The following is a 25,666-nucleotide window of genomic DNA, read 5'->3' as shown; positions in this document are numbered from 1 at the left end:
GGAATTGAAGGATATGTTCCGGCCTAGCGCACCGGCGCATGGGCCGACCCCTGGGCCGTCACCGAGCGCTCGATGCGCTCACGGTCGAGAACTCCAGAGCGACGCAGTTCCTGTTTCAGCTTGTCGATCGGCGGCGCGTAGAGAAAGCCGAAAGAGACGCAGTGGCCGCGCCCCTCCACCGCGTGGTGAAGGCGATGGGCTTGAACCAGGCGCTTGGCATAGCCCCGATGCGGAACGTAGCGGAACGGCCAACGCTGGTGAACGAGACCATCGTGGACGATGAAGTAGAGCAGGCCATAGAGCGTTATGCCCCACGCGATCGCCAGGATCACCGGAGACAGTGCCTGCCCGACGAAGAACAGGGCGACCGCGAAGCCGCTGAACACCACGGCGTAGAGGTCATTCTTCTCGAAAAGCCCCTCGGTCTCCTCGTGGTGCGACTTGTGCCAGGCCCAGCCGCTCCGTCCGTGCATGACGTATCGGTGCATCGCCCAGGCAAAACCCTCCATCGCCGCCACAGTCACGAGCGCTATGAGGACGTATAGGAGAATCTCAAATGTCATGGCAGCTCTGCGGTTTACGCGTCTGACGGGCGCGGCGTCGGTTGCCGAAGATATGGGGATCGGCCGATGGCTGGCAAGCCTTGAAGGCTGCGCCTTATCCTCGCAGGCCATGCCTCGGTCGGCACCCCTTCAGACGAGGCCGAGCACCTTCAGCGCCCCGAGCAAGAGGCCGTCCCCTATCGACAAAGACAGCACCACCTCGATCAGGATCGCCATCACCAGCGTGGCGCGCCACCCGATCAGTTGGGCAACGAAGAAGCCGAGGATCACGCAGCCGGTGTCACTCATGGAGTTGAGGATGCTGTCGCCCGCATAGGCGCCCGGCTGGCCCGACTCGTTGAACAGGCGGATCACCGGCGGCGTGTTCTCGACGACCTCCCAGACGGCGCTCCCCATCACCGCGACCATCATCTTGGCGCGGGTCGACCAGCCAGGCTTCAGTCCGTTGATGAAGACGTACAGGCCGGCTCCGAAGACGCCGTGCATGAACGAGTAGGGATCCGATAGATGCTGGGAGTTGGCTCCCTCCTCGAAGCCAGCACTCCACAGACGAAGCGGCTCGAGCCGGGGCAGGAACGAACGCCCGAACAGCCAGAGCAAGCCTGCGGCCACGCCATTGACGAGGAGCATCCACAGCGCGCAAGCGCCGAGCGACGGCTTCGCTGCGTCGGACCGCTCTGGGGTCATGAAGGGCGCGAGACGACCCTGGTTCGCATCGGGGGAGGCTTCTGTCATTGCCCGCGAGATATGGAGCCGCCATCGACCTGGTCCATAGCCCTGTGTGGCGCTTGATCCCGATCGTTTGGTTTGACTTCTTGCGCCTCAGGGCGAGGGTTGACCCTCTCGACCTTCTGGCGTGCAAATCAACCGCCATTGGCCGAAGCCCTTTAAACAACGCTGACCTGCCCAATCTCTCCAACGGGAGTGTCGGGAGGCGATACGCCGCATGCCGCCCGCTGACCCCGCAGATTAGGATAAAAAGATGGAGATGAGTGAGGTCACCCCGATCAGCCCGAAACTTTTCGCCCCGCGCGAAGACACGACCGCGCAGAGGCCGCGGCTCCGTCCGTTTCAGGCGGCCATCGGTCTGTCGCTTGCGGGCTGCGTGCTCGTTGCCTGGATGACGATCCACGTCGCGACGGTTTTCTTTCTCGATCTCAGCTGGAGCACGCTGGCGTTTGTTCCCATCATCATCGCCTTGCAGTGCTGGTTGACGGTAGGCCTCTTCATCGTCGCGCACGATGCCATGCACGGCTCGCTCGCGCCCGGCTGGACGCGGCTGAACACGTTCATCGGCACCTTCATCCTGACGATCTATGCGGGTTTTGCGTGGCGCCAGATTCGCAGCGCGCACATGGCCCACCATGACGCTCCGGGCACCGCCGACGACCCCGACTTCTGCGCCGACGAGCCCGATCGTTTCTGGCCATGGTTCCGCACCTTCTTCACGCGGTATTTCGGGCGCCGCTCCATCCTTTTCGTGTGCACGGTGGTGGCCAGCTACATCCTCGTTTTCCGCGCCCCGGTCTTGAACGTCGTCCTGTTCTATGGACTGCCATCGCTGCTGTCGTCGTTGCAGCTGTTCTATTTCGGCACCTTCCGCCCGCACCGTCACGAGGAGGAGAACGGATTCGCCGACGAGCACAATGCGCGCTCGAACGAGTTCGGGTACCTGGCGTCGCTCCTTTCCTGCTTCCACTTCGGCTACCACCACGAGCACCACACGCAGCCTTGGGTCCCGTGGTGGGGCCTGCCGGCCCATTGGCGGGAAGGTCGGCAGTCCTGACGTTCACGCCGTCCGAGGTTCAAAAGAACTGACCTGACTGACCGACATCAGCTTGCGCGGCAGGAGAGGGGCACCCGGTATCGGCGGAAACCAGAGTGGCGCCGTCGACGAGAAGCCCGTTGGTGCCATCGACGTGAACCGTCGTGCCGCCGGCGTTCTGGGGATCGGCAACCTGTCCGGCAACATCTGCTGCCACCACCTTCAGCCCAGCCATGGTTCGCCTTGCCGCGAGAGTGCGGTTCCGAAAACAACCCTGCGCTGCCGTATCGAAGGAATGGCCGCTCCGGCGCAATTCACGCGGCCGTTCCGATAGCAAGGCGGGGTGGAAAACTGACTGGCAGCTTCCAGTTGCAACATGCGCGATAGCTGACAGTTTTGATCCACCTCCAGCGTATACAGTATGGTATCGCGTTGCGTGGGCTAGGTGGGGAGGCTGAGCAGGGTGTTCGTTGTAGACGTCCTTGCTGACATCGCCGGCTATCATACCGCGCGGGTGCTCCTTCCCATTCTGAGTATGGGCCGGATCAGGGCTGCCAGCTGGACGTCGGAGAGGCCGGGCAGATGGCTTGGCTGCTACCAGGATGAAGAACGCCGTCTCGTGTTCACACCACCAATGGCGGGCTGGATCGGCGTTCTGATGTGGCTGCTGACTTTGGTGGTCGTCATCGTGGCGACGGGCCGGTAAAGCGAACCGGGCGGTTGGCTCTGAACCTCTGCTTCCCAGTGTGCTGAGAACGGGTCGGAACGGCACCATAAGGTCGGGAACAGACCAGCAGTTTTAAGTGAACTGTCGTCGGTCGCTGGCGTTCGATGTCAGGTGTCATGCCTACCCGGCGCTAGGGTAGTCGGACGTGCCAGGACCGTCGAAAAAAGGGCAGTTCTGCGCTGCCTACATCCCGTGATTGCGGGCTTTCCAGTCTATTGCTCATTTTCCATGATCATTTGCGACAGTGAGCAATTCGACAGGGAATCTTAGGGCCCTCTTAGAAGTTAAGCGCCTAACGGTCCGCCGCGCGAGACCGGCTGTTGGTTGTCGCCCCGGAGACCGACGTGAACCACTTTTTCCCGACCAAATCCGACCTGCTGCTGGCTGCGCTCGACAAATCGATGGCGACGATCGAGTTTGCGATGGATGGTACCATCCTTACCGCCAATGCCAATTTCTGCGCGCTGATGGACTATTCGCTATCGGACATCGTCGGGCAGCATCATCGGCTGTTCCTCGACGAGGGCTATGCGGCGTCGCCGGAATACGCGTCTTTCTGGAAGCGGCTCAGCGATGGTGAGTTCGAGTGCAGCGAGTTTCTGCGGTACGGTCGGAACCGCAAGCAGGTCTATATCCGCGGCAACTACAATCCGGTGGCCCGGCCGGGGCGCAAGCCGCACAAGATCGTCAAGTTCGCCAACGACATCACGGAATCCAAGCTCGAACAGATCGAGAAGTCCGCGAAGATCGACGCCATCGGCCGGGCGCAGGCGCTGATCGAGTTCACGCCGACCGGCGAGATCATCGCCGCCAACGCCAATTTCCTCGCCACGATGGGATACCGGCTCGAGGAAATCATCGGCCGTCATCATCGGATCTTCGTCGAGCCCGCGGTCGCACTGGCGTCCGCCTACGCCGTCTTCTGGGAGCGGCTGCGGAACGGCGAGTTCATCGCCGACGAGTTCAAGCGCATCGGCAAGGACGGCCGGTCTGTGTTTATCCAGGCGTCCTACAACCCGATCTTCGACCTCAATGGCAAGGTGGTGAAGGTGACGAAGTTCGCGACGGATGTCACGGAGCGCGTTTGCGTCGTGAACCGCCTCGACGAAGCGCTCGACCGACTGGCGAAGGGGGACCTCGTGCAGCGGCTGGATCGCCCGTTCATCCCCTCTCTCGAGCCGCTGCGGGTCAGCTTCAACTCCTCCGTCGAGCACATGCGAGATACGCTCCGGTCCGTTGGCGTCAATGCCCTGGAGATTGGCAACGGCGCCGATCAGATCCGCATCGCCGCGGACGATCTCGCCCAGCGGACCGAACAGCAGGCGGCGGCTCTCGAAGAAACCTCGGCAGCGCTGTCCGAGATCACGGCGGCGGTCAACACCTCCAGCAAGCGGGCTGACGAGGCCGGCGAGCTCGTGTCCCGTACCAAGGGCGGGGCTGAACTGTCGGGCCAGGTCGTGGCGAAGGCGACGGCGGCGATGGCCGAGATCGCCCATTCCTCCGACGAGATCGGCAAGATCATCGGCGTCATCGACGAGATCGCTTTCCAGACCAATCTCCTGGCGCTGAATGCCGGCGTCGAGGCGGCCCGGGCGGGGGAGGCTGGCCGTGGCTTTGCCGTCGTCGCCCAGGAAGTGCGCGGGCTCGCCCAGCGTTCAGCAGAGGCTGCCAAGGAGATCAAGAGCTTGATCTCGTCGTCTGGTCGGCAGGTCAGCGCGGGCGTCGACCTGGTCTCGCGAACCGGCGAGGCGCTGCAGGCCATTGTGGGCGAGGTCACCGAGATCCACGCCCACGTCATCGCGATCGTCTCTTCGGCCCGCCAACAGGCGGTCGGTCTCCAGGAAATCAACGTCGCGCTCGGCACGCTGAACCACGGCACGCAGCAAAATGCCGCGATGGTCGAGGAATCGACGGCGGCGAGCAACAGCTTGGCCGCCGAAGTGCACGCGCTGAATCAGCAGCTGCTGCAGTTCCAGACTGAGGACGACCAAGTGACCGGACGCCGCTCCAGCGCTGACCGCCAGAGGTCCCAACGTTTCGGACTACAGCTGATAGCGTCCTAGGCATCCCTGTAAAGTTAGGTCCCTCACTGCACCGCGCACCGGTGCGGGTGGAGATCATGAACTCTTGAAATATGGCCGGCTACGAGTTCTCGCAGGAACGGACGCGCGCTCAGCGCAGGCCGGGTTCCAGCCAGACGCTCATTCCGGTGTCCAGGTCGGCCACGGCCTCCTTGGGCTCGGCGCGCAGCAGGAAGCTGTTGAGGTCATGGTCGCCCACCGCCCTTGCGGCGCGCCAGGTGGCAAACTCGCCGAGCGCGCGCAGTTCGGTGACGTGCGCCTTAAATGAGCGGTCCTTGGCATCCGTCAGCGTGATTTCGGCGCCGACCCGTAAAGCCCCGAGCCGGTCTTCGCGCAAGGTGAACGCGAACCATCGGTCCGCTCCGGCTTCCAGAGTGACGACGGTCTGGCCGCGCGGGATGACCTCCCCGGGGGAGGCGACGATCAGCCGGACCTCCCCATCGGCGGGGGCGAGAAGGTTGGTTTTGGCGCGCTTGGCGGCGACAAGGGCCATCCGGGCTTCCGACAAGGCCAGATCTGCGTCCGCGCTCGCCCTTTCCTCCGCCGTCGGACCCGCCATGCTCCGCTGATAGTCGGCTTGCTGTAGCCGGTGTCTTGCCTCCGCTTTTCGAAGCGCGCCGGCCGTCTCGTCCCGATTCTGCTGGCTCTGGACATTTCGCGCCGCCAGCGTGTCCACCCTCTGGAATTGCTGCTTCGCCAGGTTCCGGTTCGACTCGGCGATCTCAACATTTCGCCGGGCGATATCGACCAGCTCCTTGCGCATGCCGGCATAGACGCGCGCGCGATCGGCCCGGGCCTTGGCCGCCGAGGCTTTGGCCTCTTCGAAGGTTGCATCAAGCGTGGGGCTGCTCAGAACGGCGATCACGTCACCTTTCTTCACGCGTTGGCCCGGTGTCACCGCCAAGGCCGCCAGGCGGCCGTCCACTTCCGCTGCGATCTTGACCTCGGTCTCCCGCACGAGGCCGACGATCGCCGTTGTCGACAGGCGCCCCCCGGTCCCGGCGCTGTAGGAGACGGCCGCGACGGCACCCGCACCGACGAGAACAAGGAGCGCAGGCGCAATGCGCCGCAGCGGTCTAGCCATTTTGGGTCTCCCGGCGGCGCATCACGGTGGCCGCCAGCACGGCAAGCGCGGCATAGATGCCGGTCAGCATCCAGAGGGTCGTCCAGTCCCTTGTGACGTCCTGGAGGCTGGCGCCCATCTGGTTGATCCGGACCAGCCCGTCGATCGCCGACGTGCTGGGAAAGATGCGGCTGGCGTTGCGCAGCACGTCGGGAATGGATTCGAGCGGCCATGCGACGCCGACCATGAAGAACAGCGGGACGCTGGTCGCGACGAAGAGGAGGACCGCGGTTTCCCGGCGCTCGAACCATTCCCCGACGAGCTGCCCGAGAAGACTGCTGGCGATGAGGAAGGGTACGGCCATCGCGACGATGTCCAGGGGGGCCCCGAGCGTCGAGAAGCCGTACAGCCGGGGGAGGACGAACAGGTAGAGCGCGGCGCCCGGAGACGCGGAACAGAGATGGGCCAGCGTTTGGCCGAGGATCGCCCGGGCGGTGCCGCGCCGCCGTCTTGCAGCCGCCCCGCCCTCCTCGAAAGCGATGCCGCCCAGCATGGCCGAGCCCATGAGAAGGGTCTGCTGCAGGATCAGCACGAATGCCGCGGGGACGATGTAGCTGGCATAGCCGCCGGTCGGGTTGAACAGTGGCTGCGAGACCACCTCGATGGGGGAGGCGCGCACGAGACCTGCCAGCGCCAGGCTGCCATCGGGGCGCGCGCCGTTGGCCGCGACCTCTGCCGAGACCACGCCGGCCGCTTCCCGTATGCCCTGGAGGGTTCGGTTGAAGAGAAGGAAATAGGCCGAATCCACATAGGCCGCGATCCCTGCCATGCGGCCGCGCAGCACTTCCCGCGCGGTTCCCTGTGGAATAGCGAGAATGGCGAACACTTCGCCGCGCGCGAGAGCTGCCTGCGCTTGCGCAAGTGACTTCGTCTGCGCCGCGACCATGACCGCCTCGTCGGCATTGAGGGTCTGAACCAGAGCGCGGCTGAGCTCGGTGCCATCCTGGTCGACGACGGCGACCGGAATGTCCCGGAGGACCTGGCCGAGATAGGGCTGGGGGTAGAGCGCGCCGTAGACAAGTGGCGCCAGCACCATCAGGGCGAAGACCCCGCGGTCACTGAGGATGCGGCGCATTTCCGCGGCCATGGCCGGGCCTACGCCGGTGACGGTTGCCTGCGGGGCGGCCGGGCGGGGTCTGGGCAAGGGGCGAAAGGTTTTCGCGACGCTGCCAAGGCGCATCCAGGCGAGCGCGGCGGTGCCGGCCGCAAACAGGGCGAGGATCGCGAAGGGCCCGGCCGAGACGGCGGTCGGCAGGCCGCGGGCCGCCTGCTCGAACAGGATCTGCATGTACCAGCGCAGCGGCAGCAGCGATCCCCAGGCATGCGCAAACGGGTTCATGGCAAAGAGCGGAAAGCCGACGCCCGCAAAGCCGAAAGCGGGCGAGCAGACGATCGCTGTCAGACTGAGGCCGAGCGCGAGGTTCCGCACCAGAAGCTGCAGAAGGGCGCCGATGGCGAGATAGGAGATCAGCAAAAGGCATGCCGCCACCGCCGCCTGCAAAGCGTCGCCGCGGAACGGGATCTGGAACACGCCCTCGACGATGACCGAAACGGCCGCCATCATCACGGCGAAGAGGACGAAGAGCGGGGTCAGCTTGCCGAGGATGGCGACCAGCGGGCTTCCCCCCGCCGCCTTCAGCCAAGCGCCCATGCTGCGACGGGAGAACTCCGAGCCAACCGCATAGCCCGCAGCGATGGCGGTCACGACATGCAGCACGGTCGGGAGAACCGAGCGCAGCAGAAACTGCGCAAAGTTCAGCGCGGGATTGGTCAGCACATATTGCTCGACCACCAAAGCCCCCGGCCTGAAGGCGGCGCTGCGAACCGGCGGCGAGAGGGTCGCCGTGACCGAACCCAGCGCCGCGGAGACGGCATTGGCCGCCGTGTTGCCGGGCGTGAAGAACTGTCTGTTGTAGAAGACGACGATCTGCGGGCGCTTTGCCGCGAGAAGGGATCTCTCGAAGTCCGGCGGGATGTAGACAGCCGCGATCGCCTGCCCCGAACGGATGGCCTGCATGGCGCCGTTGAGATCTGTCGACCGCTCGGAGACGATGACCGACGGAGACGACGACACCGCCTGCACATAGAGCATCGAGGTCGGCGTGCGGTCGGCATCGACGATGCTGACATGCAGGTCGCGGATGACGGCATTGCCAAAGGTGAGGGCGAGCAAGGCAAAGGCGAGGAGTGGCATTCCCAATGCCAGAAAGAGCGCGACGCCATCCCGGCGCATCCAGCGCCACTCCCGCCGGGCGACGAGGAAGAAGCCAGGGGCGGGGGGCCGCCTCATGGGCGCCCGGCCGGCGCTTCGGCATAGACACTCATGCCCGGGCGAAGCTCGGGGTTCGGCTCCACCGGATAGGCCCGCACCTCGAAGCTCCTGAGGTCGAAATCGCCCGTCGCCCGCGTGGCGCGCCAGCCGGCATATTCGCCCTTGGCGGAGATCCAGCGCACCTCGACCAGGATCTCCCGATCCTGAAGCGCCGGCACGCGCATCCGGAAGCGATCGCCGACCTTCAAGCCTCGGACGAGATCCTCGCGCAGATCGAAGCGCAGCCAGACGTCGGAAAGGTCGACCAGGGACATCAACTGCACGCCGGGTGAGACGAATTCGCCGACCTCCGTGCCGATCTGGTAGACCTGCGCCGCCAAGGGCGCTCGGACGATCAGCTCGTCGATCTGGGTCTGGATCGTCGCGACGGCGGCTTGCGCCCGCGCGACATTGGCCGAGGCCACGCCCCGCTCTTCACGCGTCGAACCCGCGGCCGCCTCGTCATAGGCAAGCTTGGCCTGTTCTGCCCCTTGCTGCGCGATTTGCAGTGCGTTCGTGGCCTCGTCGAGCCTCTGGAGTGTCGCATTGCCCCTGGCGGTCAGGGCCGACACCCTGGCATGGGTGGACTTGGCCGTGGCGAGGTCTGCCGCAGCGCTCTCGATGGCAGCCTTCTTCTGTGCGATCACCTCCGCACGGGTTCCGGCCTCGATCCTCGCGAGATCGGCCTCAGCCACGGCGAGCGCTGCCCGCGCCTCGTTGGCGCGCATCTGGATCTCGGGATTGTCGATCTCGAAGAGGACCTGTTGGGCGCGCACATTCTCGCCGCGCGTCACCGGGCGGCCGGCGACCCGGCCATCGACGCGGGCCGCAATGTCGATCCGGGTTGCCCCTGCCTCGCCCTGGATCAGGAGGGGTAGCGGCAGAAGCAGATACCAGAGCGACAGCCCGAAGATCGCCGCCATGATCAGGCCGGCGAGGAGGGCCGGCAGTTTCGACAGGACAGGCTTTGTGGGTGCGGGGATCGGCGGCTCGGTCGAAAGGGGACCGAAATGCGCCCCCGGCTCGCTCTCTGCAGTCATCGTCCAATGGCCCCGGAAGTCAGATTGCTCGGTCTTTCATGCACTGGGATCGAAGGCGCTGTGGTCGACGGCACTGGCGGCGGTGCTTCAGTATTCGCGGAACATCCGTTGGATGTCGGCGGCATCCTTCGTCTTCGTCAGGGCCAGCTTCAGCAGCACCCGGGCCTTGGCCGGGTTCAACTCGAGGGACGCGACGAGCCCCAGACTGTCGTCGTCCACCTCGTTGTTCCGGTAGACAATTCCGGACGGCAGCCGGGTGCTGCGGACCACGACGACGCCGGCCTTCACCGCAGCGGCCACCCGCTCGAGAGCCGGGCCGGTCATGTTGCCGTCGCCGACGCCCGCGATCACCAGACCCTTCGCTCCCTTCTCCACGGCGGCGTCGATCAGGTCGGGGCTCATTCCGGCATGGGCGTAGAGGATGTCGACCCGCGGCAGGCTCTCAAGACCCTCGATGCCGAACTCGCTGGACGGGCCCCATCGCGACGCAGGCTTGGCAAACCAGGTGACGACGCCGGTATTGGACACGGCGGCAAGGCCGCGATTGCCGCTTTGAAAGGTCTGCACGTCGGTCGTGCTCAGCTTGGCGACGTTGCGGGCATAGTGAACCTGGTCGTTCAGCACCACCAGCACGCCCCGCCCCACCGCCTCGGGGTCGGTGGCCACCGCCACGCCGTTATAGAGATTGCTCGGCCCATCCGCACTGACGGCCGTCGCCGGTCGCATCGATCCGACGAAAACGATCGGCTTTGTCGACCGGGTGACGAGGCTGAGGAAATAGCTCGTCTCCTCCATCGTGTCGGTGCCGTGGGTGACGAGCAGCGCGTCGACGTCGGGCGACGCGGACAAGGCCTCGACCCGCTTGGCCAAGGTCAGCCAGACCGCGTCGCTCATGTCCTGGCTGCCGATGTTGACCACCTGCTCGCCGGAGATGACGGCGAGCTTGTCGAGGCCGGGAACCGCGGCCACGAGATCCTTGATGTCGAAGGAGCCGGATGTGTAGCCGTAGCCGCCCTCCGGCGCCTGCGCGCCGGCGATGGTCCCGCCCGTTGCGAGGATCGTGACGCGCTGGGCGCCTTGTTCGGCTTGCACGGTTCCCACGGCCCCCGCCAGCAACGCCGCCGCGCCTGCGATCATCACCAAGCTCATCCATGAACTGCCCACGGTTTCCTCCCTGCCTCAGCCAGCAAGCCTGTTTGCCCCGCAAATCCTCCAGCGTCGCTCTTCACAGGAGGCATTGCCGGCCGCGGACCGAGCCGCCGACAGAGCGCCCGGTCCTGGTTCGTCTCAGGCTGTCTTGCTGGCCTCGTACGCGGCCGCGTATCCCGCCGCGACGCTGCGGATGGCGCGCCCGATATTGTCGTAGACATGGTCCGGCAGGTTGGCGAAGGAGACGCGCACGGACCAGGCGGGCGCATCGAAGCCGCTGCCGTTCAAGAGCACGATCCCATGATCCTCGGCGAGCTTGAACACCGGATCCAGCGGATGGACATTGCCCTTGACCCAGTCGACGACCTCCGCGCCGACATACTTGCGCATCCAGAATTCGAAATCGATCAAGCCATAGTAATAGTCGAAGTGACTGTCCTTTCCGACGTCGATCCCCAGTCCCTCGATCGCGGCTTCCACGCGTTTTTTGACGATGCCGATGCAGCCGCGCTGGTAGTCCTTCCGGACATCCATCAGCTCGCTGATCGAGAACAGCATCATCATCACCTGTTGCGGCAGCGACAGCCCGGCCGTGTGGTTCAGCGCGACGTCGCGGCTATCGGCGACGATGCGGTCGATGAAGCTGATGTCGCGGGGCGTAAGCGTCAGGGCGCCGTACCGCTTGTCGATCAGACGGAGCGTCTCCTCGGGCAGAGCGGCGATCAGCCTGTCGAAGACATTGTCTTCGTGCACCGCGATGGTCCCGAGCCGCCATCCGGTGCACCCGAAATACTTGCTGTAGGAGTAGACCCCGATCGTGTTGAAGGGGAACGCCCCCATCAGCCCCCGGAAGCCCGGCACGAAGGTCCCATAGACATCGTCGGTCAGAAGGATGAGGTCCGGGCGTTTCTCGAGGATCTCGCCGATCTTGGCGATGACCGCGTCCGACAAGGCGATGGCGCTGGGGTTGCCGGGATTGACGACGAAGAACGCCTTGATCTTCGGGTCGAGCAGCTTGTCCAGTTCCGCATCGCTGAACTGGAAATGGTTCTCCTGCGTCGCGCGGATGTCGACGACCTCCAGCGCGAAATCCTCCAGATGCGGCATTTCGAGATAGGGGGTGAAGATCGGAACGCCCAGCGCGATCGTATCCCCCGGATTGACCAGCCGGTTGGATTTCAAAGACTTGAAGATGTAGCACATCGCCGCCGTGCCGCCCTCGACAGCGTAGATGTTGAATTTGCCGGCGGGTTTCGGGTCCCCGCACATCGCCCATTGCAGGTATTCGCGAACCACCTGCTCGTTGTGCACCAGCATCCGGTCGGGAACTGGATAGTTGTCGCCGTTGATCGCGTCGACCAGTTCATGGACGAACTTGTCGGGCTCGAAGCCAAAATGCTGGATCGTCCACTTGATCATCGCCGCAAGGTTCGTCGCGCCCGGCAAGGCCGCGTGCGCCGCCAGCCATGCCTCGGCCCGCTCGGCAATGCCGGCTGGCCTCGCCATGCCGCCGATCCCTGGCGGGAGATCCATCACCCGCTTGCTTTCGGTGATCGCGAACTGGCCGAGGGTGTAGAAGGCCTCGCGCGGTGCCGTCGCGATCCAGTTGGGATTGCCCCGGCCGGCATTGATGTAGGTCAGCGCGGAGGCGGAGGTGGAGGACGACTTCAGCGCCGCCTTGGACAGGAAGTCCTTGATCTCGAAGGGGCTGAGCGCCTCGTAGGGGGCCAGGCGGTGATCATCCATGAGGGCTCCTCCCAGAGCATGTTACGAGGGTGCCGAGCGCGCGACCGTGCTCAGCCGTTCTGCGTCATCAGGACGATCACCATTCCGAAGATCGTCAGCAGCATCTGCCCGACGGCATAGGGCAGGCCGTAGCCGAGGGCGGGGACCTTGCTGCGCGCGGTCTCCTGGATCATGCCGAGGGCCGCCGTCGTGGTCCGGACGCCGGCGCAGATGCCGAAGAGGATCGCGGGGTGGAACTTGAAGACGAAGTGCCCCAGCAGGATCGCAAACAGGAGCGGGATGGCGGTCGCCACCGCCCCCCAGAGGAAGAGGCTGATCCCGACCTGCTGCAGGCCGGCGACGAAGCCCGGCGCTGCGTTGAGGCCGACGACGGCGATGAAGACGTTGAGGCCGAGCGTGTTGAGCAGCCACAAAGCCGGGCCGGGAATGCTGCCGAAGGTCGGATGGATCGTCCTGACATAGCCGAGCAGCAAGCCTGCCAGCAGCGCCCCGCCGGACGTCGACAGGCCGAGGGGAATGCCGGCGACGGGAACGCTGATCGCGCCCACCAGTCCGCCGATGACGATCCCGGCCGCCACCACCATCAGGTCGGTGGCCTCCACCGGGCGATCGGCGAACCCGACCGCCTTCACCAGGGCGTCGACATGCGTCCGGCTGCCTTGCACCGTCAGGATGTCGCCGCGCAGCACCTCCGTCTCCGGCAGCACCGGGATTTCGATGAGGTTGCGCATGATCTTGCGCAGATAGATGCCGCGCGTGACGGGCTCGTCGGCCAGTTCGCTCAGCGTGTGGCCCGAATATTTCCGGCTGCGGACAAAGATCTCCGCCTGTTCCACCGGGATGTCGAGGAGGTCGCGATCGTCGACCTCCGCGACGATGCTTTCGATCTGCTCGACGAGGATCGGGCGGGGTCCTGAAATGGCGACGATGTCGCCCGGCGCCAGGACCGTCGCGGCATCGGCATCGAAGATCCGGTCCCCCCGGCGTACGCGCTCGATGAAGATGCGAAGGTCGGGAAACAGCTCGGCGACCGGCTTGCCGGTCAGCACGGCCGAGTCCACCCGGTAGGCGCGGACATCGACGTTGCGGTAGGCCGAGAACACGCCGGCGTCGCGGCCCTTCACGCCGCCCATCTCGATCTCGTACTCGGCGCAGGCCTTCGCCAGATCGACACCGATCATCTTCGGACCCACCTGGGCGAGAAGGATCGCCGAGCCGATGGTGCCGAAGATGTAGCTGACGGCATAGGCGATCGGGATGGCGTCGGCATAGGCCTTCGCCTGATCGGCCGGGAGCCCGAGCCGGCTGATCTGATCGGTCGCCACGCCGATGGCGGCGGACGTCGTCTGCGAGCCGGCATAGAGGCCTGCGGCGTAGCCCATGTCGAGGCCGGCGATCGTCGCGCAGGCGAGCGGCACCAGGAGGCACAGGGAAAGCACGAGGACCGAGAACACGACCTGCTTGGGCCCATCTCTGCTCAGCCCCGCGAAGAACTGCGGGCCAACGCCATAGCCGACGGCGAACAGAAACAGCATGAAGAAGGTCGACTTGATCGGCCCGGGCACCGCGATCCCGAGCTGGCCGATGGCGACGGCGGCCAGCAGCGTCGCCGTGACGTTGCCGAGATTGAATCCCGCGATCTTCTTCGGCCCTATCCAGAACCCGATGGCGAGCGCAACGAAGATCGCGAGCTCCGGGTACTGGCGCAACGTGTTCACAACCCAGTCGCTCATCCGGATCCCAGGGGTCGCCGTTAGAGGGGATGACGCCGTGCCGGCACGACGGGCTGCGGTAAGATGCCGGAAGCATGGCCGAGCCGGCCGCAGGGGAGAAAGCCACAACTCGTTTCGCGGCGGCCTCGGCAGTTTCCCCCGGTACTCGGCTGTCAGTAGGCTTGGACATTTTCCGCGTTTGATGAAGGCTTCAAACGGTGGCGCTACCGACAGGCAAAAGAGCCTGCGCACTGCGGCGATGCCTCATGTGCTTATGACGTGCTGCTATCGCGACAGACATAGTGCGCGGCGTGCTTACCTGTGGAACTTGGTGAGAGTTGCTGGAACCCCTTCAGCCCCACTCCCTGCTTGTGCGCGATTGGAACTGTAGGTCGGCATCACTACAAAATATTCACTAATTCGAGTAGGAGGTTAATCATCAAGTAACGATGTGTCAATGTAGTTTTACATGTATGTCTATTTGTATGGCCTGCAAACATTCACAAGTGTTGAGCTCGTCAGGCAGTAGGGCGTATCGAGACCCGATGTTCACCCACGCGATCAAGGACGGTTGCCCAAGCCGAATTGATTGTCGGCGGAAAACGATGCGAGGGTATGGAAGCGGAACATTCACGGCCTGGCATTGTCCGCAGTGAGCCATATGAGGGGCGGGGCATGTCACTACGGCCTTTAGCGCCTCTTTCCCGAAAGGGGCTCTTCGTCGGCATGCTCCTGCTCGCGGCGTCGCTGACGCCCAGTCTTCTGCCGCGCGACGCGGTCATCCAAGGCTTGCTGTCTGGGACGTCGCTCTCGGTCGGGTATCTCCTTGGCGTCTGCATCCGGGCCGTATGGCGCTTTGCCGAGCTTCCGGAAGGATCAGAGCGCCAGCGCATGGTCGTCGTCCGGTCCTCGGCTTTCCTGTGCGCGCTCCTAGTTGCCTTCGTCCTGTCGAAAGCTGCGGCGTGGCAGAATTCGGTCCGCAGCGTGATGGGCATGGATCCGATCGAGACGATTTACCCTGTCGAGGTCGCGCTGATCGCGGCCGGCCTTTTTGCCGTCCTGCTGGCGCTGGCGAGGATTTTCCGCCGGGCCACCGCGTTCATCGCCGGGCGAATGCGGCGCCGTTCCTTGCCGCCGCGCCTCGCCTGGCTGGTCGGTGCAGCCGCTGCCCTCTGTGTTTTCCTGGCGATCGCGGACGGGATCGTGTTCAGGGGCGTCCTGAAGCTTGCCGACAGCTCGCTGCGCGAGATCGACCAGTATGTCGATGTCGACCTCGCACCGCCTTCCATGCCGGAGAAGACCGGGAGTTCGAGCTCCCTGGTGGCATGGGAAACGCTGGGGGCGCAGGGGCGTGCCTTCGTCGCGTCTGGTCCGACGGGTGAGGCGATCGGCCGCTTCTTCGGCACGAGCGCCCGCGAGCCGTTGCGGATTTACGTCGGCCTGAACTCGCGGCCAACGGTGGAAGAGCGCGCGCAGCTCGCACTGGACGAAATGCTGCGGGTGGACGCCTTCGGCCGGTCCGTTCTCGTCGTTGTCGTTCCCACCGGAACCGGCTGGGTTGACCCCGCGGCGCTCGATACGGTCGAGTATCTTCACCGCGGGGATATCGCCTCGGTCGCCTTGCAATACTCCTACCTCAACAGCTTTCTCTCCTTGATGGTCGAGCCAGGCTACGGTTCGGAAGCCGGACGCGCCCTGTTCAACGCCGTCTACCGGCACTGGACAGCGCTGCCCCGAGACAGTCGGCCCCGCCTGTATCTCTACGGGCTCAGCCTCGGGGCGATGAACTCGATGCTGTCGGCCGACCTCTATGACGTGATCGCCGATCCTTTCAACGGGGCGCTCTGGAGCGGCCCTCCCTTCGGCAGCGCCACCTGGCGGGAGATGACGCAAACAAGGGTTCCCGGGACGCCGGCCTGGCGGCCCCGCTTCCGCGACGGTTCCGTGGTCCGTTTCGGCAACCAGAACGGCGGCTTCGACGAAGGGGCGCCGTTTGGTCCGGTGCGGATCGCATTTCTTCAGTATGCCAGCGATCCCGTCACCTTCTTTGAACTGTCGAGCCTTTACCGCGAGCCGGACTGGATGAAAGACCCGCGCGGGCCCGACGTCGCACCGGAGTTTCGCTGGCTCCCGGTCGTCACCATGCTGCAGCTCGCCTTCGACATGGCGATCGCCACGACCAGTCCGATCGGCTTCGGCCATCTCTATGCGCCGCAGCACTACATCGACGCCTGGCGCGCGGTGACGGATCCTCCCGCTTTGGATGCCGCCACGCTCCAGCGGCTGAAAGACCTCTTCGCCGCCCGTGCTCCGGACCAAGCCAGCCCGCCTTCGTAGCGGACTGGCCGAAAAGGAGAGTTTCATCGGAACATCTGAGGAAAGGCTCGATCGAGGAGGAACTAATCATACGGCTGGCGTCCTGCCATGATGACCCGAATCGTCCTTAGCCGGGCGGCCTTTGGCTTGGTGAGTACGCCCTCCAACTCAGCCTTACGAACTATTTGGACCCGATAGTCATTCTTTAGCGAACCTACTGTAGCCTGTGGAGAACAGGGAGAGTGGATTTTGGCATTGCAAGACAGGACGTTCGAGACGGTCACGCTGACGGATCTCGAAACCATGGGAAAAGCTGAGTGCGACGCACTCAGCTTCGGGGTTGTGGGAATTTCCCCCAATACGGCCGTCGAGGTTTACAATGCTGCGGAGGCTCGTATGGCCGGGCTCGATGCGGAAACCGTTTTGGGTGTTCCGTTCTTCGAGGCAGTTGGGCAGTGCATGAACAACTTCATGGTTGCTCAGCGGTTTGAAGATGAACCCGAACTCGATGCGATCGTGCCCTATGTGCTGACGCTGCGCATGCGTCCAACGCGCGTGAGGCTTCGGCTTCTTGCCTCGGCCAGCCATCCGCTTCGATACATCCTGATCGAGCGCTGAGACAGAGGATCGAGAGCTTGGCTTCCGACGAAGAGAGACTGCTCGAGTTCCTGTACGCCTGTCCCATCGGACTCATCGAGTGCGATGGCAAGGGCGAGATCGCCATGATCAACCCGCATGCCATGCAGCTTCTGCTGCCGGTGGCCGCTCAACGCGATGTCGGCAACCTTTTCGCAGCCTTCGAGCAACACGCTCCCGAACTGCGTAACCTCGTCACCAGCTTTCCAAAACAGGCCGGGCGGGTTTGCGAGAATCACCGCATCGTCGTCGATCTCGGCAAAGGCCGCATTGGCGGCCAGCCGGTCGTGCTCGATTGCGCGATCATCAAGCTCGGACCAAACCGGCATATGGTCACCTTGAGCGATATCAGCCGGCAAGTCGCACAAGAAGAGCGGTTAAGTCAGGCCAATGCGTGGTTTTCGACGCTCCTCGATAAGATCAATAACTACTCCGTGGTGACCATCACACCAGAGGGAATGATCGTCACGTTCGACGACGCCTTCATCACGCAACTCGGTCAGAACCGGGATGAGCTCGTTGGGCGATCGCTCGCGGCTGCGCTCGGCTATAATACCGCAGACGAAATTTTGCCTTTGAGAGACCAGATGGAGCTTGCGGCCAGAGACGGCTGGCATCTCCAGGAAAGCTGGCAGATGCGTTTGGACGGAGAGCGCTTCTGGTGCCAGCGCCTTGTCGTCGCTCGGCGCGGAGGAAAGGCAGAGGCCCCGGTGAGCTTCCGGGTTATCCTGCGCGACGTTCCCTATCGCGACTCGGCATCCGACGATCTGCGACGCCTTCTCACGCGCGACCACCTCACCGGCGCCGCCAACCGGATGCATTTCAGTCAAACGCTGGAGCGCGAACGCAAACGGTGGGAACAGCTCCGGCATCCGCTGGGCCTTGTCGTGCTCGATCTTGACCACTTCAAAGCCGTCAACGATACCCATGGCCATCCCGTTGGCGATATTCTCCTGCAGCGTGTTGCTGAGCTTTGCAAAGCCTTGTTGCCGCAGCGTTCACTGTTCGCGCGTCTCGGCGGCGAAGAGTTTGCGGTGCTTCTACCGCAGTGCCGACTGACCGATGCCTTCAGATATGCCGAACTGCTGCGGGAAGCGATCGAGGCACTCGAAGTCATGGTCGAAGGCGGAGCGCTGAAGGTGACGGCCAGTTTTGGCTGTGCCGCGCTGGATGAAGCAGCGGGTTCGACCGATGAACTCATCGCTCTCGCTGATCGACGTTTGTACGCAGCCAAGGAGGCTGGCCGCAATCGGGTCCAACCCTTGGATATAGACGCTGTCAGTACTGCCGCGTGACCGCGCAAATCTTACAGCGTTCCGCGCTGCGTCGCCTTCTCGGTGCCGTTGTCCGGACGGAAGTGCAACGATTGCGGGGCAGTTCGTCGCATCATCTCCTTGCGGGGGACTGGTCGGACGAGACCGCCATCGGAGACGACGGTTTGGGTCTCGACTCTCTGGAGCAGCTTGGAGCGCTTGGCGCACTGGCCGAGACGTTCCTGCTCGGCGACGACCTCCTTCCGGAAACGCCCCCAGCCACGGCCGGTGACTGGCTCGACTGGGTCGAGCGCGGTCATCAGGCGGATAAAAACTCGTTCGGTGTCAAAACCTCCGGGTCGACCGGCATACCCAAGACCTGCCTGCACGATGTCGCCGACATCATTGACGAGGCGGAATATCTCGCAACCGAGTTTCCGCACTGTCGCCGGGTCGTTTCACTGGTGCCCGCGAACCATCTCTATGGAATCATCTGGGCGGTTCTGCTGCCAGCGTCCCTCGGTGTTCCGGTGGTAGAGCGGGCGCTTGGCAGTTCGCTCGGTCTTATGCCGGGCGATCTGGTCGTCGCAGTGCCGGAGCAATGGGGGGCCTTCGTGCGATTGAAACCGGCCGTGCCTGCCGCGTGCGTCGCGGTAAGTTCTGCTGGTGTCCTCACGGACAGCATGGCGGCCGGCCTGCGCGAGGCCGGCTTCAGCCGGGTCGTCGATGTCTATGGATCCTCCGAGACGGGCGCGATTGCCATGCGCGACGCGCCAGCGGCCGGATACGCGCTTTTGCCGCGCTGGGAACTCCGCTCTGGCGATGGTGCATTCCAAATTGTCGACCGCAAGGGCTTTGCCGCCGCGCTGCCTGATCATATCGATCAGTTGGGACCTCGCCGCATCAGGCCGGCCGGACGCCGTGACCACGCCGTGAAGATCGGCGGGCTGAATGTCTGGCCAGACCGGGTAGCTGCTGTTCTCCGCGAAACCGATGGGGTTGCCGACGTCGCTGTCAGGCTCGGCGAGAGTGGTCGCCTGAAAGCATTTGTCGTTGCGGACGCCCATGTCACTTGTGCTGAGCTCGAGGAGGTTCTGGAACGGGTCGCGGCGACAAAACTTACCGCTGTCGAACGCCCGAAAACATATCGTTTCGGCGCCGAGCTGCCCCGCAACGGCATGGGTAAGCCCGCAGACTGGACCTGATACAGTCGTTCAACCTGCGCGAACATTGATGCGCTTTGAGGTGCGGCAAAAGATGCCGTCACGACAATCGGGTTTTGGCCGCCGCGTAGAGAGCCTTGCTGGCAGCGAAGTCGGCCCGAGTAGACATTCCCGGACTGACCACGCCGTTCGAGATCGCTTGTGTGATGCCAAGTCGCCAACGAGCGGATTCTTCGAGCTTGGAGTCCTACGGACGGCAGTGGCCATCACCCTTGGGCTCACGGTCTGGGCCCAAGACGTGAAAACAGCACTGAGTAGAAACTCGGCTGCCAAAAATAATAGCGATTTGAAACACTTGATATGGTCTGGCTGGGGAACCTGGATTCGAACCAAGACTAGCGGAGTCAGAGTCCGCTGTTCCATCACGAATGGGGTTTTTATAACCCCGATGAATTAAGGGTTCTAGCGTGAAATTGCGACAAGATATGGCTGATTGGTCATTTCCATATCCACTCCATATCCACCGGGCGTCTTTCCTCGCTGTCCACAGAGGTGGGGGAGGGGTGTCCGGTCCCGAGGCAGATCCTTCGGTCCTGCCTGAGTCGCCGAATTCGCCGCAAGATTCGACGGCGCGGCCGCCGCTTGTTTTGCGCGCGCGATCCGGCGCCCCATGCTGGTCCTCCAGATCTGATGGAGGACGGCATGGCCGACGAGGACAAGAACACCATCGCGGACCTGAAGGAGCTGATCCGCGGACTCATGGCGGAGAACGCCAAGCTCACCAAGCAGCTCTCGTCCGCACTTCGTCGGGCGGAGGCGGCTGAGGTGAGCCGGGATGCTCTTCGCGAGAACGCAAGGATCGCGGGGCATGTCGCGCTCCTGTTCGAGCGCGACCACGCCCAGATTCAGGCAGCTTCTCACTGAGGTCGTCGAGACCATGATCGAGGAGCGCCACTACCACGACTTGTGGGCATCCGACGTCTGGTCAAAGGCCGAGACCCTTATCGCTCGGATCAAGGAGTGGAACGCAAGACCTACGACATCCGCTTTGACGCCTGCATCGCCGTCGCTACCATAGGGGCTGTCGCAAAGAGCATGCGGATCCTGGCCCCTGCGTACGCCAGCTTCCCTCGGGCGACCGCGCCGAACAGGCGGCGACGACGACGGCAGGACACTTCGGGTGGGTTCGGATCCCGAGAGCTAACGGACCGCTGCTACTGCCACCAAGCCCCGGCCACGCGCCGGGGCTTTTCGTTTGCCCCTCCCGCCGGCTTGACGCCCACCCCGCGACGCCGCACAAGGCTCCCCATGATCTCGCGCTCGCACCTCATACGTCGCCCCGCAGCCTGACGGTCCCGCTCCCCGGGGCCGCGCGCCGACGCACCCCGACACGAGAGCGACCCCCATGCCCGAGACCTACTTCACGTCCGACACCCACTTCGGCCACGCATCCATCATCAAGCACTGCGCCCGACCGTTCGCGTCCGTCGAGGAGATGGACGCCGCCATCATCGCGAACTGGAACGCCGTCGTCTCGAGGAGCGACGACATCTGGCACCTCGGCGACTTCGCGTTCAAAGCGGACGCCGAACGGGTCGAGAAGCTGTTCCGCAAACTGAACGGGCGCAAGCACCTGATCATCGGCAACCACGACGGCAGGGCTACCCTCTCGTTGCCATGGTCCTCGGAGCCTCGGGACCGCCGGGCCGTCCGCATGCCGGCGGCCGACCTCCCCGTGGTCTTGGACCACTACGCGATGAGGACGTGGCCCAAGTCGCACTACGGGGCGATCCACCTGTACGGACATTCCCACGGCGCTCTGCCGGGTATCGGGCGGTCACTCGACGTCGGCGTCGATGTGTGGGGCTACCGCCCGGTGACCCTCGACGAGCTGAAGCCGACACTTGATCTACAGCAGGCGATCCTCGACGAGGAACGCGAGGCCCGCGCTGCGGGTGCGGCTGACGAGCCGGAGCCGTCGGACGACTAGAGGATGCTGTAAGACAGCCCTCCGGCAACGCCGGGCTCTTGGCGCGAGCGGAAGGCCTTGTCGCCATCGCCGACTTCCATGCAGAGGCTGCCGTCGGGTCCGGCGAACGGCAGGGTGACCATCAGTTCACGCCACGCATTGTTCGCGTAGCTCTTGAACTCGAAGCGGTCCGCGTCGGCAATGGACAGCGGCTCATCCCGGAACCACCATTCGTCCGGACGGGCATCCGGCGTCGACTCCAGCTTACGGATGTGCTCGGCAGTCCACCCAGGCAGCATTTCGCCCGCGTTGTCACGCGCATCCGTCCAGCGAATGAAGTGGGTCGAGTCTAGGACGAAACGGACGTGCCACAGAGCGCCGCTGCGCCAGTGGTCGCCACGATGCGCGGTCGCCGTGCGGTCGCCGAGAGGCGACGACGAGGCCCACAGGAAGTCCTCGGGAAATCCCCCAATCCGGTTGCGACCGGGCAACAGCTCGCCGGACTCGATGATCCACGGAAGCCTGGCGGTGTCGGTGTAGTGATAGATGTCTGCCATGCGAGCGACAGAGCATGGCAGTCGTTAAGGCCGCGTTGCTTCAATGTGACCTGAAGGTCGCCTACGGTGGCCATGGGCGACCTTCAGGTCACAAGGGACGGGTTGTCGCCTTCCGCCGGCCGGGTTCTCCTTGATTTGAGGAGAACGCCATGACCGACGAAGCCTACCCACTGTGGGACGAGATAGAGGCCGAGGCTGACCGCATCGAGCGCATCGCCCTCGGCGAGATCGACGACGACTGGCACGACGTCGACGCTGCGGCGGATGCGTAAACCTCGAACGAAATCGTGAGCTCTTCGCCGGCCATGGCCGTAGGCGATCGTTGACGTTGTCGGATGTCGGCGTCAGGTTGCGGCCCTCATCCGAGGAGCATCCCGCCATGGCCTTTACGAACCCCTCCGCCGTTCAGTCCTCCGTCCTGGCGACGGGCGCCCTGACCGCCGTCGTCGGACACCAGATGATGATGGGTCTCATCGACGGGATCCGCGCGGCCCGAGCTGATCGTGCCGACGCGCACGCGATGGCAGATTGGGACCACGCGCTCGGCGAGGCCCGCCACTCCGCGCAGTCCATGGCTGCCCTCGCCAAGACGGCGGTGGTCGCCGCACTCGACGCGCAGGACGAGGCCGAGGACCTCCGCCTCGAGATCGCGCAGCTCCGCCGCGCCGTCGCCCAGCGCGATGCCGCAATCCGAGTGTTGGCCAAGTGAGCGACCTCTTCATTGAGCACGGCCTTCACGGGTTGCACGAGTGGCCAGAAGCCCAAGACGCGGCCCTTGCCCGTCTGGAGGCCCTTAGGGAGGCCTCTCTCGAGGGCAAGTCGAAGGTCGTTGGGGTGATTGCACCTCCCGAAATCGACGAGTCCCGCGTAAAGCGTGACTCCTGAAACGAAGACGGGGGCCCGGCATAACACCGGGCCCCCGTCTTCGTTTGAACGCATGCCCCTCGACTAGGCCGCGCGGCGACGCCGGGGCGCCATGCGCATGCCGTCGACGCGGGCCGCGAAGCCCGGTGCGTAGTCCAGGCGCACCGGGCCGCGATCCGTCAGGTCCGGCTCGTCGAACTCGGGCTCGGGCTCACGACGACGGCACGGCTTCACGCCAAGGGCGCCTCCCGCCGTTCCGGTTGCGAGACGTCCGCAGGTCAGCCCGCCGGCCGCCGTCATGCGCGCGAGGTTATCCGCGGACTGACCGAGGAGCCAGCCGAGCTGGTCGGGCGACAGTGCCTGAAGGTTCACCCGGTCGCGTTCGGACGGCAGCGCGCGGGCGAACGCCAACACCGCCGTGGCGACCGGGTCGGAGCCGTCGGCGCGCGGCTCGAGATCGCTCGGCAGGGCGCCCCTCACAGCACGCGCGCGGCCGCGCTTGTCGACGAGAGCGGCCAGCTCGGCCGTCGGGTCGACGACGGGCGGCTGGTAGCCGGGGTGCGGCACCGAGCCTCCAGACCCGCCGCCGAGAAAGCGGAACGGGAGGTGCAGGGTCCAATCGAAGGCCCACCACGCGTAGCGCGCGGCGGCGGCGAGGCTGGAGGCCATGGACTTCATGGCATTGACGATGGCTGCGAGCATGTGTGCGTTCTCCCTCGGGTTGGACGTCGAGGGTCACGGGCGACGATGCGAGAGACAATTATCCAAGGATTCGACAGTTGATTAAAAAGCGATCGCGGACCGAGACTCTTCTGGGATGACTCCGCCGGCAGAACGTTGGGCTCACCGGGAGAGGAGATCCCATGTCTACAGTGATCAATCTGAAGGAGGCCGTCGACGTCCGTTGGAGCTCTGGAGCGAGCGTTCGAGCGCACATGCACGCCGAGGAGATCAAGACGCTCGGCCGAGGCGAGCCGAGCGATCCCATGGCGACGACGTGCGCGAACTCGATCGAGTTCGAGTACGCGCGATATCCTGAGAACTACGGCCTCCTTGGCGTGCCTCAGGTTAAAGGACACCTGACGACGCGCCAGGCGGCGGAGTGGCTGGTGCTGCACTCGGCGCGCGCGCAGTTCCTTCGCGAAACGCAGGATGCCTTCTGGAAGAAGCACGTCGAGATCAAGGCGATTGCGGAGGCAGAGGTGCCTCCCCTGGACGAGATCATGCTGAACATCGTGCGCGAGCTTGAGCTTTTCCACCCTGCGACGTTGGAGGCATTGGCCAAGCGCTGCCGCGCCGCCCTTATCGACCTTCGCGACGTGTCCCCTTCGGAAGGCAGGGTTCTCATGGAGCGCTGGCTCGACGATCGCGGCGAGGTCTGGATGGACCTCGTGCTCGACGGTCATGAGGGGGCGTTGCCCGACGACGACGCGGCGTTGAAGGACATCATCGTGTCGACGTGGGCATCTGGGGACGCAGCCTCCGTGCTGCCCCGCTACAGCCTCTCCGACGCTGAGGCGACGGAGGTCTTGGCTCGCTGGATCGACACGAAGAACGAGGCGCACGGCCTGTCGAACATCCTCGACATCGGCGCCGAATGAACGAAGGCCCCGGCGGCGATGCCGGGGCCTTCGCCGTTTTAGAAAAGCAGGGACAGTAGCTCGACGAGGCGTTCCTTTGCGACGACCATCATCGCCCCGACACCCTCCTGCACGCCCTTCTCGGCGGCTTTCCCGGCGGCCCGGCCAAGAGCCTCGCCAGCCTTCTTCATGAGGCCCTTCTCAGTCATCGGCGCCTTCAAGACGGCAAGCGTCGTCTCGAGAATGGCGATGAGCTCGGCGCGCTCCATAGCGGTCAGGGCCTCCTCGGATGGCGGCGCGTTCGACCGCCCGACCTGCGCGATGATGCTCTCGAGGAGGGAGGCCACGACCTCGATCTTCCGACGGATCTCGCTGCGCTGGGGGACGGTGACCCAGCGCTCGGCGGCGATGGCAAGGGATGCGCCCTGCGCAGCGGCTGACCTGGAGTCCTCTGCGCCCTCGTCGAAGTCGTCGTCCATCGTGTCCGGATCGGTGTCGACCTCTCCAGATGCTTGGTCTTGGCTTCGGAGGTAGCTCCTGACGCGGTCGGCGACCACGCGTGCCGTCTGACGGGAGACCCTCCCGCGCATCTTGATGAACTTGGAGAGAACCGAAGGCTCAAGCCCTAGAGGGGTGCCGTTGTAGGCCGTCTGTTGCCAGTCGTGCACTTCGATGACGGCAGCGCAGATTTCGGGCATGTCGGCGACGTCGAGCGTGGATCCTTCGAGGGCATCGAGTTCCCGAATGCCGCTCTCGACGACGTCGAGCAGGCGATGAACGTCGTCGAGCGGGAGGTCAGACATGCGGCGCGCTCCCGATGCATGGACGGCCACCATGCATGGGCAGAGGGGCGGAGGCGAGAGGCTACGCCCGTCAGCCACAGACCGTTGCGCCATGGCTGTTGTACTGGACGATGGACTTAGAGGTTCTCGTCGGTCTGCCGCGCCGCCTAAGTTGCTAACCTTCAACAAACGCTCATGAACAGTTAGAACAGACGATGGGGCGACCCCGGACAGTCGAGCAGACCGACATCGCTCGCCTGTTCGCTGCCGGGTGCAGTTACGAGGACGCCGCCTACGCGCTTGACGTGTCGTCCTCCACTGTTCGGAAA

The 25,666-nt window shown here is 64.5% G+C and carries 24 protein-coding genes; 12 read left to right on the top strand and 12 right to left on the bottom strand.

Translation table 11 applies throughout. The annotated features are described in order from the left end of the window. Positions 1 to 23: 23 nt before the first annotated feature. Both ACZLZQ_RS00330 and ACZLZQ_RS00325 read right to left on the bottom strand, forming a co-directional pair. On the bottom strand, positions 24 to 563 hold the full coding sequence (locus ACZLZQ_RS00330; RefSeq protein WP_472947550.1) for a sterol desaturase family protein: 540 nt from the start codon (positions 561 to 563) through the stop codon (positions 24 to 26). A gap of 129 nt (positions 564 to 692) precedes the next feature. Further along, complete coding sequence (locus ACZLZQ_RS00325; RefSeq protein ID WP_472947549.1) at positions 693 to 1,250, bottom strand: DUF2585 family protein; 558 nt, start codon at positions 1,248 to 1,250, stop codon at positions 693 to 695. A gap of 301 nt (positions 1,251 to 1,551) precedes the next feature. Between ACZLZQ_RS00325 and ACZLZQ_RS00320 the strand changes: the two genes are divergently transcribed. After that, the gene (locus tag ACZLZQ_RS00320) at positions 1,552 to 2,349 is read left to right on the top strand and encodes a fatty acid desaturase (RefSeq protein WP_472947548.1); all 798 of its coding nucleotides are present in this window, start codon (positions 1,552 to 1,554) and stop codon (positions 2,347 to 2,349) included. A 19-nt stretch (positions 2,350 to 2,368) separates the two neighbouring features. Here ACZLZQ_RS00320 and ACZLZQ_RS00315 read toward each other — a convergent pair whose 3' ends face one another. Further along, positions 2,369 to 2,563: a hypothetical protein gene (locus ACZLZQ_RS00315; RefSeq protein ID WP_472947547.1), complete on the bottom strand. Its 195-nt coding sequence runs from the start codon at positions 2,561 to 2,563 to the stop codon at positions 2,369 to 2,371. A 228-nt stretch (positions 2,564 to 2,791) separates the two neighbouring features. Here ACZLZQ_RS00315 and ACZLZQ_RS00310 point away from each other — a divergent pair, with 228 nt between their 5' ends. Continuing rightward, positions 2,792 to 3,034: a hypothetical protein gene (locus tag ACZLZQ_RS00310; protein WP_472947546.1), complete on the top strand. Its 243-nt coding sequence runs from the start codon at positions 2,792 to 2,794 to the stop codon at positions 3,032 to 3,034. 365 nt (positions 3,035 to 3,399) lie between these two features. Beyond that, complete coding sequence (locus tag ACZLZQ_RS00305; RefSeq protein ID WP_472947545.1) at positions 3,400 to 5,118, top strand: methyl-accepting chemotaxis protein; 1,719 nt, start codon at positions 3,400 to 3,402, stop codon at positions 5,116 to 5,118. Positions 5,119 to 5,227: 109 nt separating this feature from the next. On the opposite strand, the gene ACZLZQ_RS00300 is transcribed toward ACZLZQ_RS00305, so the two are convergent. The 6 genes from ACZLZQ_RS00300 to aspT all read right to left on the bottom strand — a co-directional run bounded on the left by ACZLZQ_RS00300 (position 5,228) and on the right by aspT (position 14,238). After that, positions 5,228 to 6,220 carry an HlyD family secretion protein gene (locus tag ACZLZQ_RS00300; RefSeq protein WP_472947544.1) on the bottom strand — a complete coding sequence of 331 codons (993 nt, stop codon included), beginning with the start codon at positions 6,218 to 6,220 and terminating at the stop codon, positions 5,228 to 5,230. Beyond that, on the bottom strand, positions 6,213 to 8,549 hold the full coding sequence (locus ACZLZQ_RS00295; protein WP_472947543.1) for an ABC transporter permease: 2,337 nt from the start codon (positions 8,547 to 8,549) through the stop codon (positions 6,213 to 6,215). Before ACZLZQ_RS00295 ends, ACZLZQ_RS00300 begins: the two co-directional genes overlap by 8 nt. Beyond that, positions 8,546 to 9,610: an HlyD family secretion protein gene (locus ACZLZQ_RS00290; protein ID WP_472947542.1), complete on the bottom strand. Its 1,065-nt coding sequence runs from the start codon at positions 9,608 to 9,610 to the stop codon at positions 8,546 to 8,548. Before ACZLZQ_RS00290 ends, ACZLZQ_RS00295 begins: the two co-directional genes overlap by 4 nt. Before the next feature lie 87 nt (positions 9,611 to 9,697). Then, positions 9,698 to 10,774 carry a type II asparaginase gene (locus ACZLZQ_RS00285; RefSeq protein ID WP_472947541.1) on the bottom strand — a complete coding sequence of 359 codons (1,077 nt, stop codon included), beginning with the start codon at positions 10,772 to 10,774 and terminating at the stop codon, positions 9,698 to 9,700. Between the two features lie 123 nt (positions 10,775 to 10,897). Continuing rightward, the gene (locus ACZLZQ_RS00280; protein ID WP_472947540.1) at positions 10,898 to 12,505 is read right to left on the bottom strand and encodes a bifunctional aspartate transaminase/aspartate 4-decarboxylase; all 1,608 of its coding nucleotides are present in this window, start codon (positions 12,503 to 12,505) and stop codon (positions 10,898 to 10,900) included. Positions 12,506 to 12,555: 50 nt separating this feature from the next. Next, entirely contained in the window at positions 12,556 to 14,238 is a 1,683-nt protein-coding gene (gene aspT / locus ACZLZQ_RS00275) for an aspartate-alanine antiporter (protein ID WP_472947539.1), read from the bottom strand. 705 nt (positions 14,239 to 14,943) lie between these two features. On the opposite strand from aspT, the gene ACZLZQ_RS00270 reads away from it, so the two are divergent. The 6 genes from ACZLZQ_RS00270 (at position 14,944) to ACZLZQ_RS00245 (ending at position 21,575) form a co-directional block, all read left to right on the top strand. Further along, entirely contained in the window at positions 14,944 to 16,554 is a 1,611-nt protein-coding gene (locus tag ACZLZQ_RS00270) for an alpha/beta hydrolase (RefSeq protein WP_472947538.1), read from the top strand. 228 nt (positions 16,555 to 16,782) lie between these two features. Further along, on the top strand, positions 16,783 to 17,151 hold the full coding sequence (locus ACZLZQ_RS00265; protein ID WP_472934916.1) for a hypothetical protein: 369 nt from the start codon (positions 16,783 to 16,785) through the stop codon (positions 17,149 to 17,151). Positions 17,152 to 17,168: 17 nt separating this feature from the next. Beyond that, entirely contained in the window at positions 17,169 to 18,464 is a 1,296-nt protein-coding gene (locus tag ACZLZQ_RS00260) for a sensor domain-containing diguanylate cyclase (RefSeq protein ID WP_472947537.1), read from the top strand. Then, positions 18,461 to 19,627 (top strand): AMP-binding protein, encoded by a 1,167-nt coding sequence (locus tag ACZLZQ_RS00255; RefSeq protein WP_472947536.1) that lies wholly within the window; start codon positions 18,461 to 18,463, stop codon positions 19,625 to 19,627. Before ACZLZQ_RS00260 ends, ACZLZQ_RS00255 begins: the two co-directional genes overlap by 4 nt. Positions 19,628 to 20,287: 660 nt before the next feature. Next, positions 20,288 to 20,509 carry a hypothetical protein gene (locus ACZLZQ_RS00250; protein ID WP_472947535.1) on the top strand — a complete coding sequence of 74 codons (222 nt, stop codon included), beginning with the start codon at positions 20,288 to 20,290 and terminating at the stop codon, positions 20,507 to 20,509. A 481-nt stretch (positions 20,510 to 20,990) separates the two neighbouring features. Then, positions 20,991 to 21,575 (top strand): metallophosphoesterase, encoded by a 585-nt coding sequence (locus ACZLZQ_RS00245; protein WP_472947534.1) that lies wholly within the window; start codon positions 20,991 to 20,993, stop codon positions 21,573 to 21,575. Here ACZLZQ_RS00245 and ACZLZQ_RS00240 read toward each other — a convergent pair. Continuing rightward, positions 21,572 to 22,111 carry a hypothetical protein gene (locus ACZLZQ_RS00240; RefSeq protein ID WP_472947533.1) on the bottom strand — a complete coding sequence of 180 codons (540 nt, stop codon included), beginning with the start codon at positions 22,109 to 22,111 and terminating at the stop codon, positions 21,572 to 21,574. The genes ACZLZQ_RS00245 and ACZLZQ_RS00240 overlap by 4 nt on opposite strands. Positions 22,112 to 22,260: 149 nt before the next feature. Between ACZLZQ_RS00240 and ACZLZQ_RS00235 the strand changes: the two genes are divergently transcribed. Then, on the top strand, positions 22,261 to 22,383 hold the full coding sequence (locus ACZLZQ_RS00235) for a hypothetical protein (protein ID WP_472947532.1): 123 nt from the start codon (positions 22,261 to 22,263) through the stop codon (positions 22,381 to 22,383). Between the two features lie 107 nt (positions 22,384 to 22,490). Further along, a complete protein-coding gene (locus ACZLZQ_RS00230) occupies positions 22,491 to 22,820 on the top strand; it encodes a hypothetical protein (RefSeq protein WP_472947531.1) in 330 nt (109 codons plus the stop codon). Between the two features lie 239 nt (positions 22,821 to 23,059). Here the strand turns inward: ACZLZQ_RS00230 and ACZLZQ_RS00225 are convergent, their stop codons facing one another. Further along, positions 23,060 to 23,677 (bottom strand): hypothetical protein, encoded by a 618-nt coding sequence (locus ACZLZQ_RS00225; protein ID WP_472947530.1) that lies wholly within the window; start codon positions 23,675 to 23,677, stop codon positions 23,060 to 23,062. Between the two features lie 233 nt (positions 23,678 to 23,910). On the opposite strand from ACZLZQ_RS00225, the gene ACZLZQ_RS00220 reads away from it, so the two are divergent. After that, positions 23,911 to 24,576 (top strand): hypothetical protein, encoded by a 666-nt coding sequence (locus ACZLZQ_RS00220; RefSeq protein WP_472947529.1) that lies wholly within the window; start codon positions 23,911 to 23,913, stop codon positions 24,574 to 24,576. 38 nt (positions 24,577 to 24,614) lie between these two features. Here the strand turns inward: ACZLZQ_RS00220 and ACZLZQ_RS00215 are convergent, their stop codons facing one another. Beyond that, entirely contained in the window at positions 24,615 to 25,391 is a 777-nt protein-coding gene (locus tag ACZLZQ_RS00215; protein ID WP_472947528.1) for a hypothetical protein, read from the bottom strand. Positions 25,392 to 25,666 lie beyond the last annotated feature (275 nt).

It is taken from the genome of Mesocryomonas lacus (genome assembly GCF_055730105.2).
The sequence above is the reverse complement of the archived record's forward strand: the minus strand, read 5'-3'. Positions and strand labels throughout refer to the sequence as shown.

Coding starts and splice junctions, on each gene's coding strand:
- ACZLZQ_RS00300 (WP_472947544.1), bottom strand. CDS start 6,220: ATGGCTAGACCGCTGCGGCGCATTGCGCCTGCGCTCCTTGTTCTCGTC.
- ACZLZQ_RS00295 (WP_472947543.1), bottom strand. CDS start 8,549: ATGAGGCGGCCCCCCGCCCCTGGCTTCTTCCTCGTCGCCCGGCGGGAG.
- ACZLZQ_RS00240 (WP_472947533.1), bottom strand. CDS start 22,111: ATGGCAGACATCTATCACTACACCGACACCGCCAGGCTTCCGTGGATC.
- ACZLZQ_RS00215 (WP_472947528.1), bottom strand. CDS start 25,391: ATGGTGGCCGTCCATGCATCGGGAGCGCGCCGCATGTCTGACCTCCCG.
- ACZLZQ_RS00270 (WP_472947538.1), top strand. CDS start 14,944: ATGCTCCTGCTCGCGGCGTCGCTGACGCCCAGTCTTCTGCCGCGCGAC.
- ACZLZQ_RS00220 (WP_472947529.1), top strand. CDS start 23,911: ATGCACGCCGAGGAGATCAAGACGCTCGGCCGAGGCGAGCCGAGCGAT.
- ACZLZQ_RS00225 (WP_472947530.1), bottom strand. CDS start 23,677: ATGCTCGCAGCCATCGTCAATGCCATGAAGTCCATGGCCTCCAGCCTC.
- ACZLZQ_RS00250 (WP_472947535.1), top strand. CDS start 20,288: ATGGCCGACGAGGACAAGAACACCATCGCGGACCTGAAGGAGCTGATC.
- ACZLZQ_RS00230 (WP_472947531.1), top strand. CDS start 22,491: ATGGCCTTTACGAACCCCTCCGCCGTTCAGTCCTCCGTCCTGGCGACG.
- ACZLZQ_RS00330 (WP_472947550.1), bottom strand. CDS start 563: ATGACATTTGAGATTCTCCTATACGTCCTCATAGCGCTCGTGACTGTG.
- ACZLZQ_RS00245 (WP_472947534.1), top strand. CDS start 20,991: ATGCCCGAGACCTACTTCACGTCCGACACCCACTTCGGCCACGCATCC.
- ACZLZQ_RS00280 (WP_472947540.1), bottom strand. CDS start 12,505: ATGGATGATCACCGCCTGGCCCCCTACGAGGCGCTCAGCCCCTTCGAG.
- ACZLZQ_RS00325 (WP_472947549.1), bottom strand. CDS start 1,250: ATGACCCCAGAGCGGTCCGACGCAGCGAAGCCGTCGCTCGGCGCTTGC.
- ACZLZQ_RS00290 (WP_472947542.1), bottom strand. CDS start 9,610: ATGACTGCAGAGAGCGAGCCGGGGGCGCATTTCGGTCCCCTTTCGACC.
- ACZLZQ_RS00320 (WP_472947548.1), top strand. CDS start 1,552: ATGAGTGAGGTCACCCCGATCAGCCCGAAACTTTTCGCCCCGCGCGAA.
- ACZLZQ_RS00315 (WP_472947547.1), bottom strand. CDS start 2,563: ATGGCTGGGCTGAAGGTGGTGGCAGCAGATGTTGCCGGACAGGTTGCC.
- ACZLZQ_RS00235 (WP_472947532.1), top strand. CDS start 22,261: ATGACCGACGAAGCCTACCCACTGTGGGACGAGATAGAGGCCGAGGCT.
- aspT (WP_472947539.1), bottom strand. CDS start 14,238: ATGAGCGACTGGGTTGTGAACACGTTGCGCCAGTACCCGGAGCTCGCG.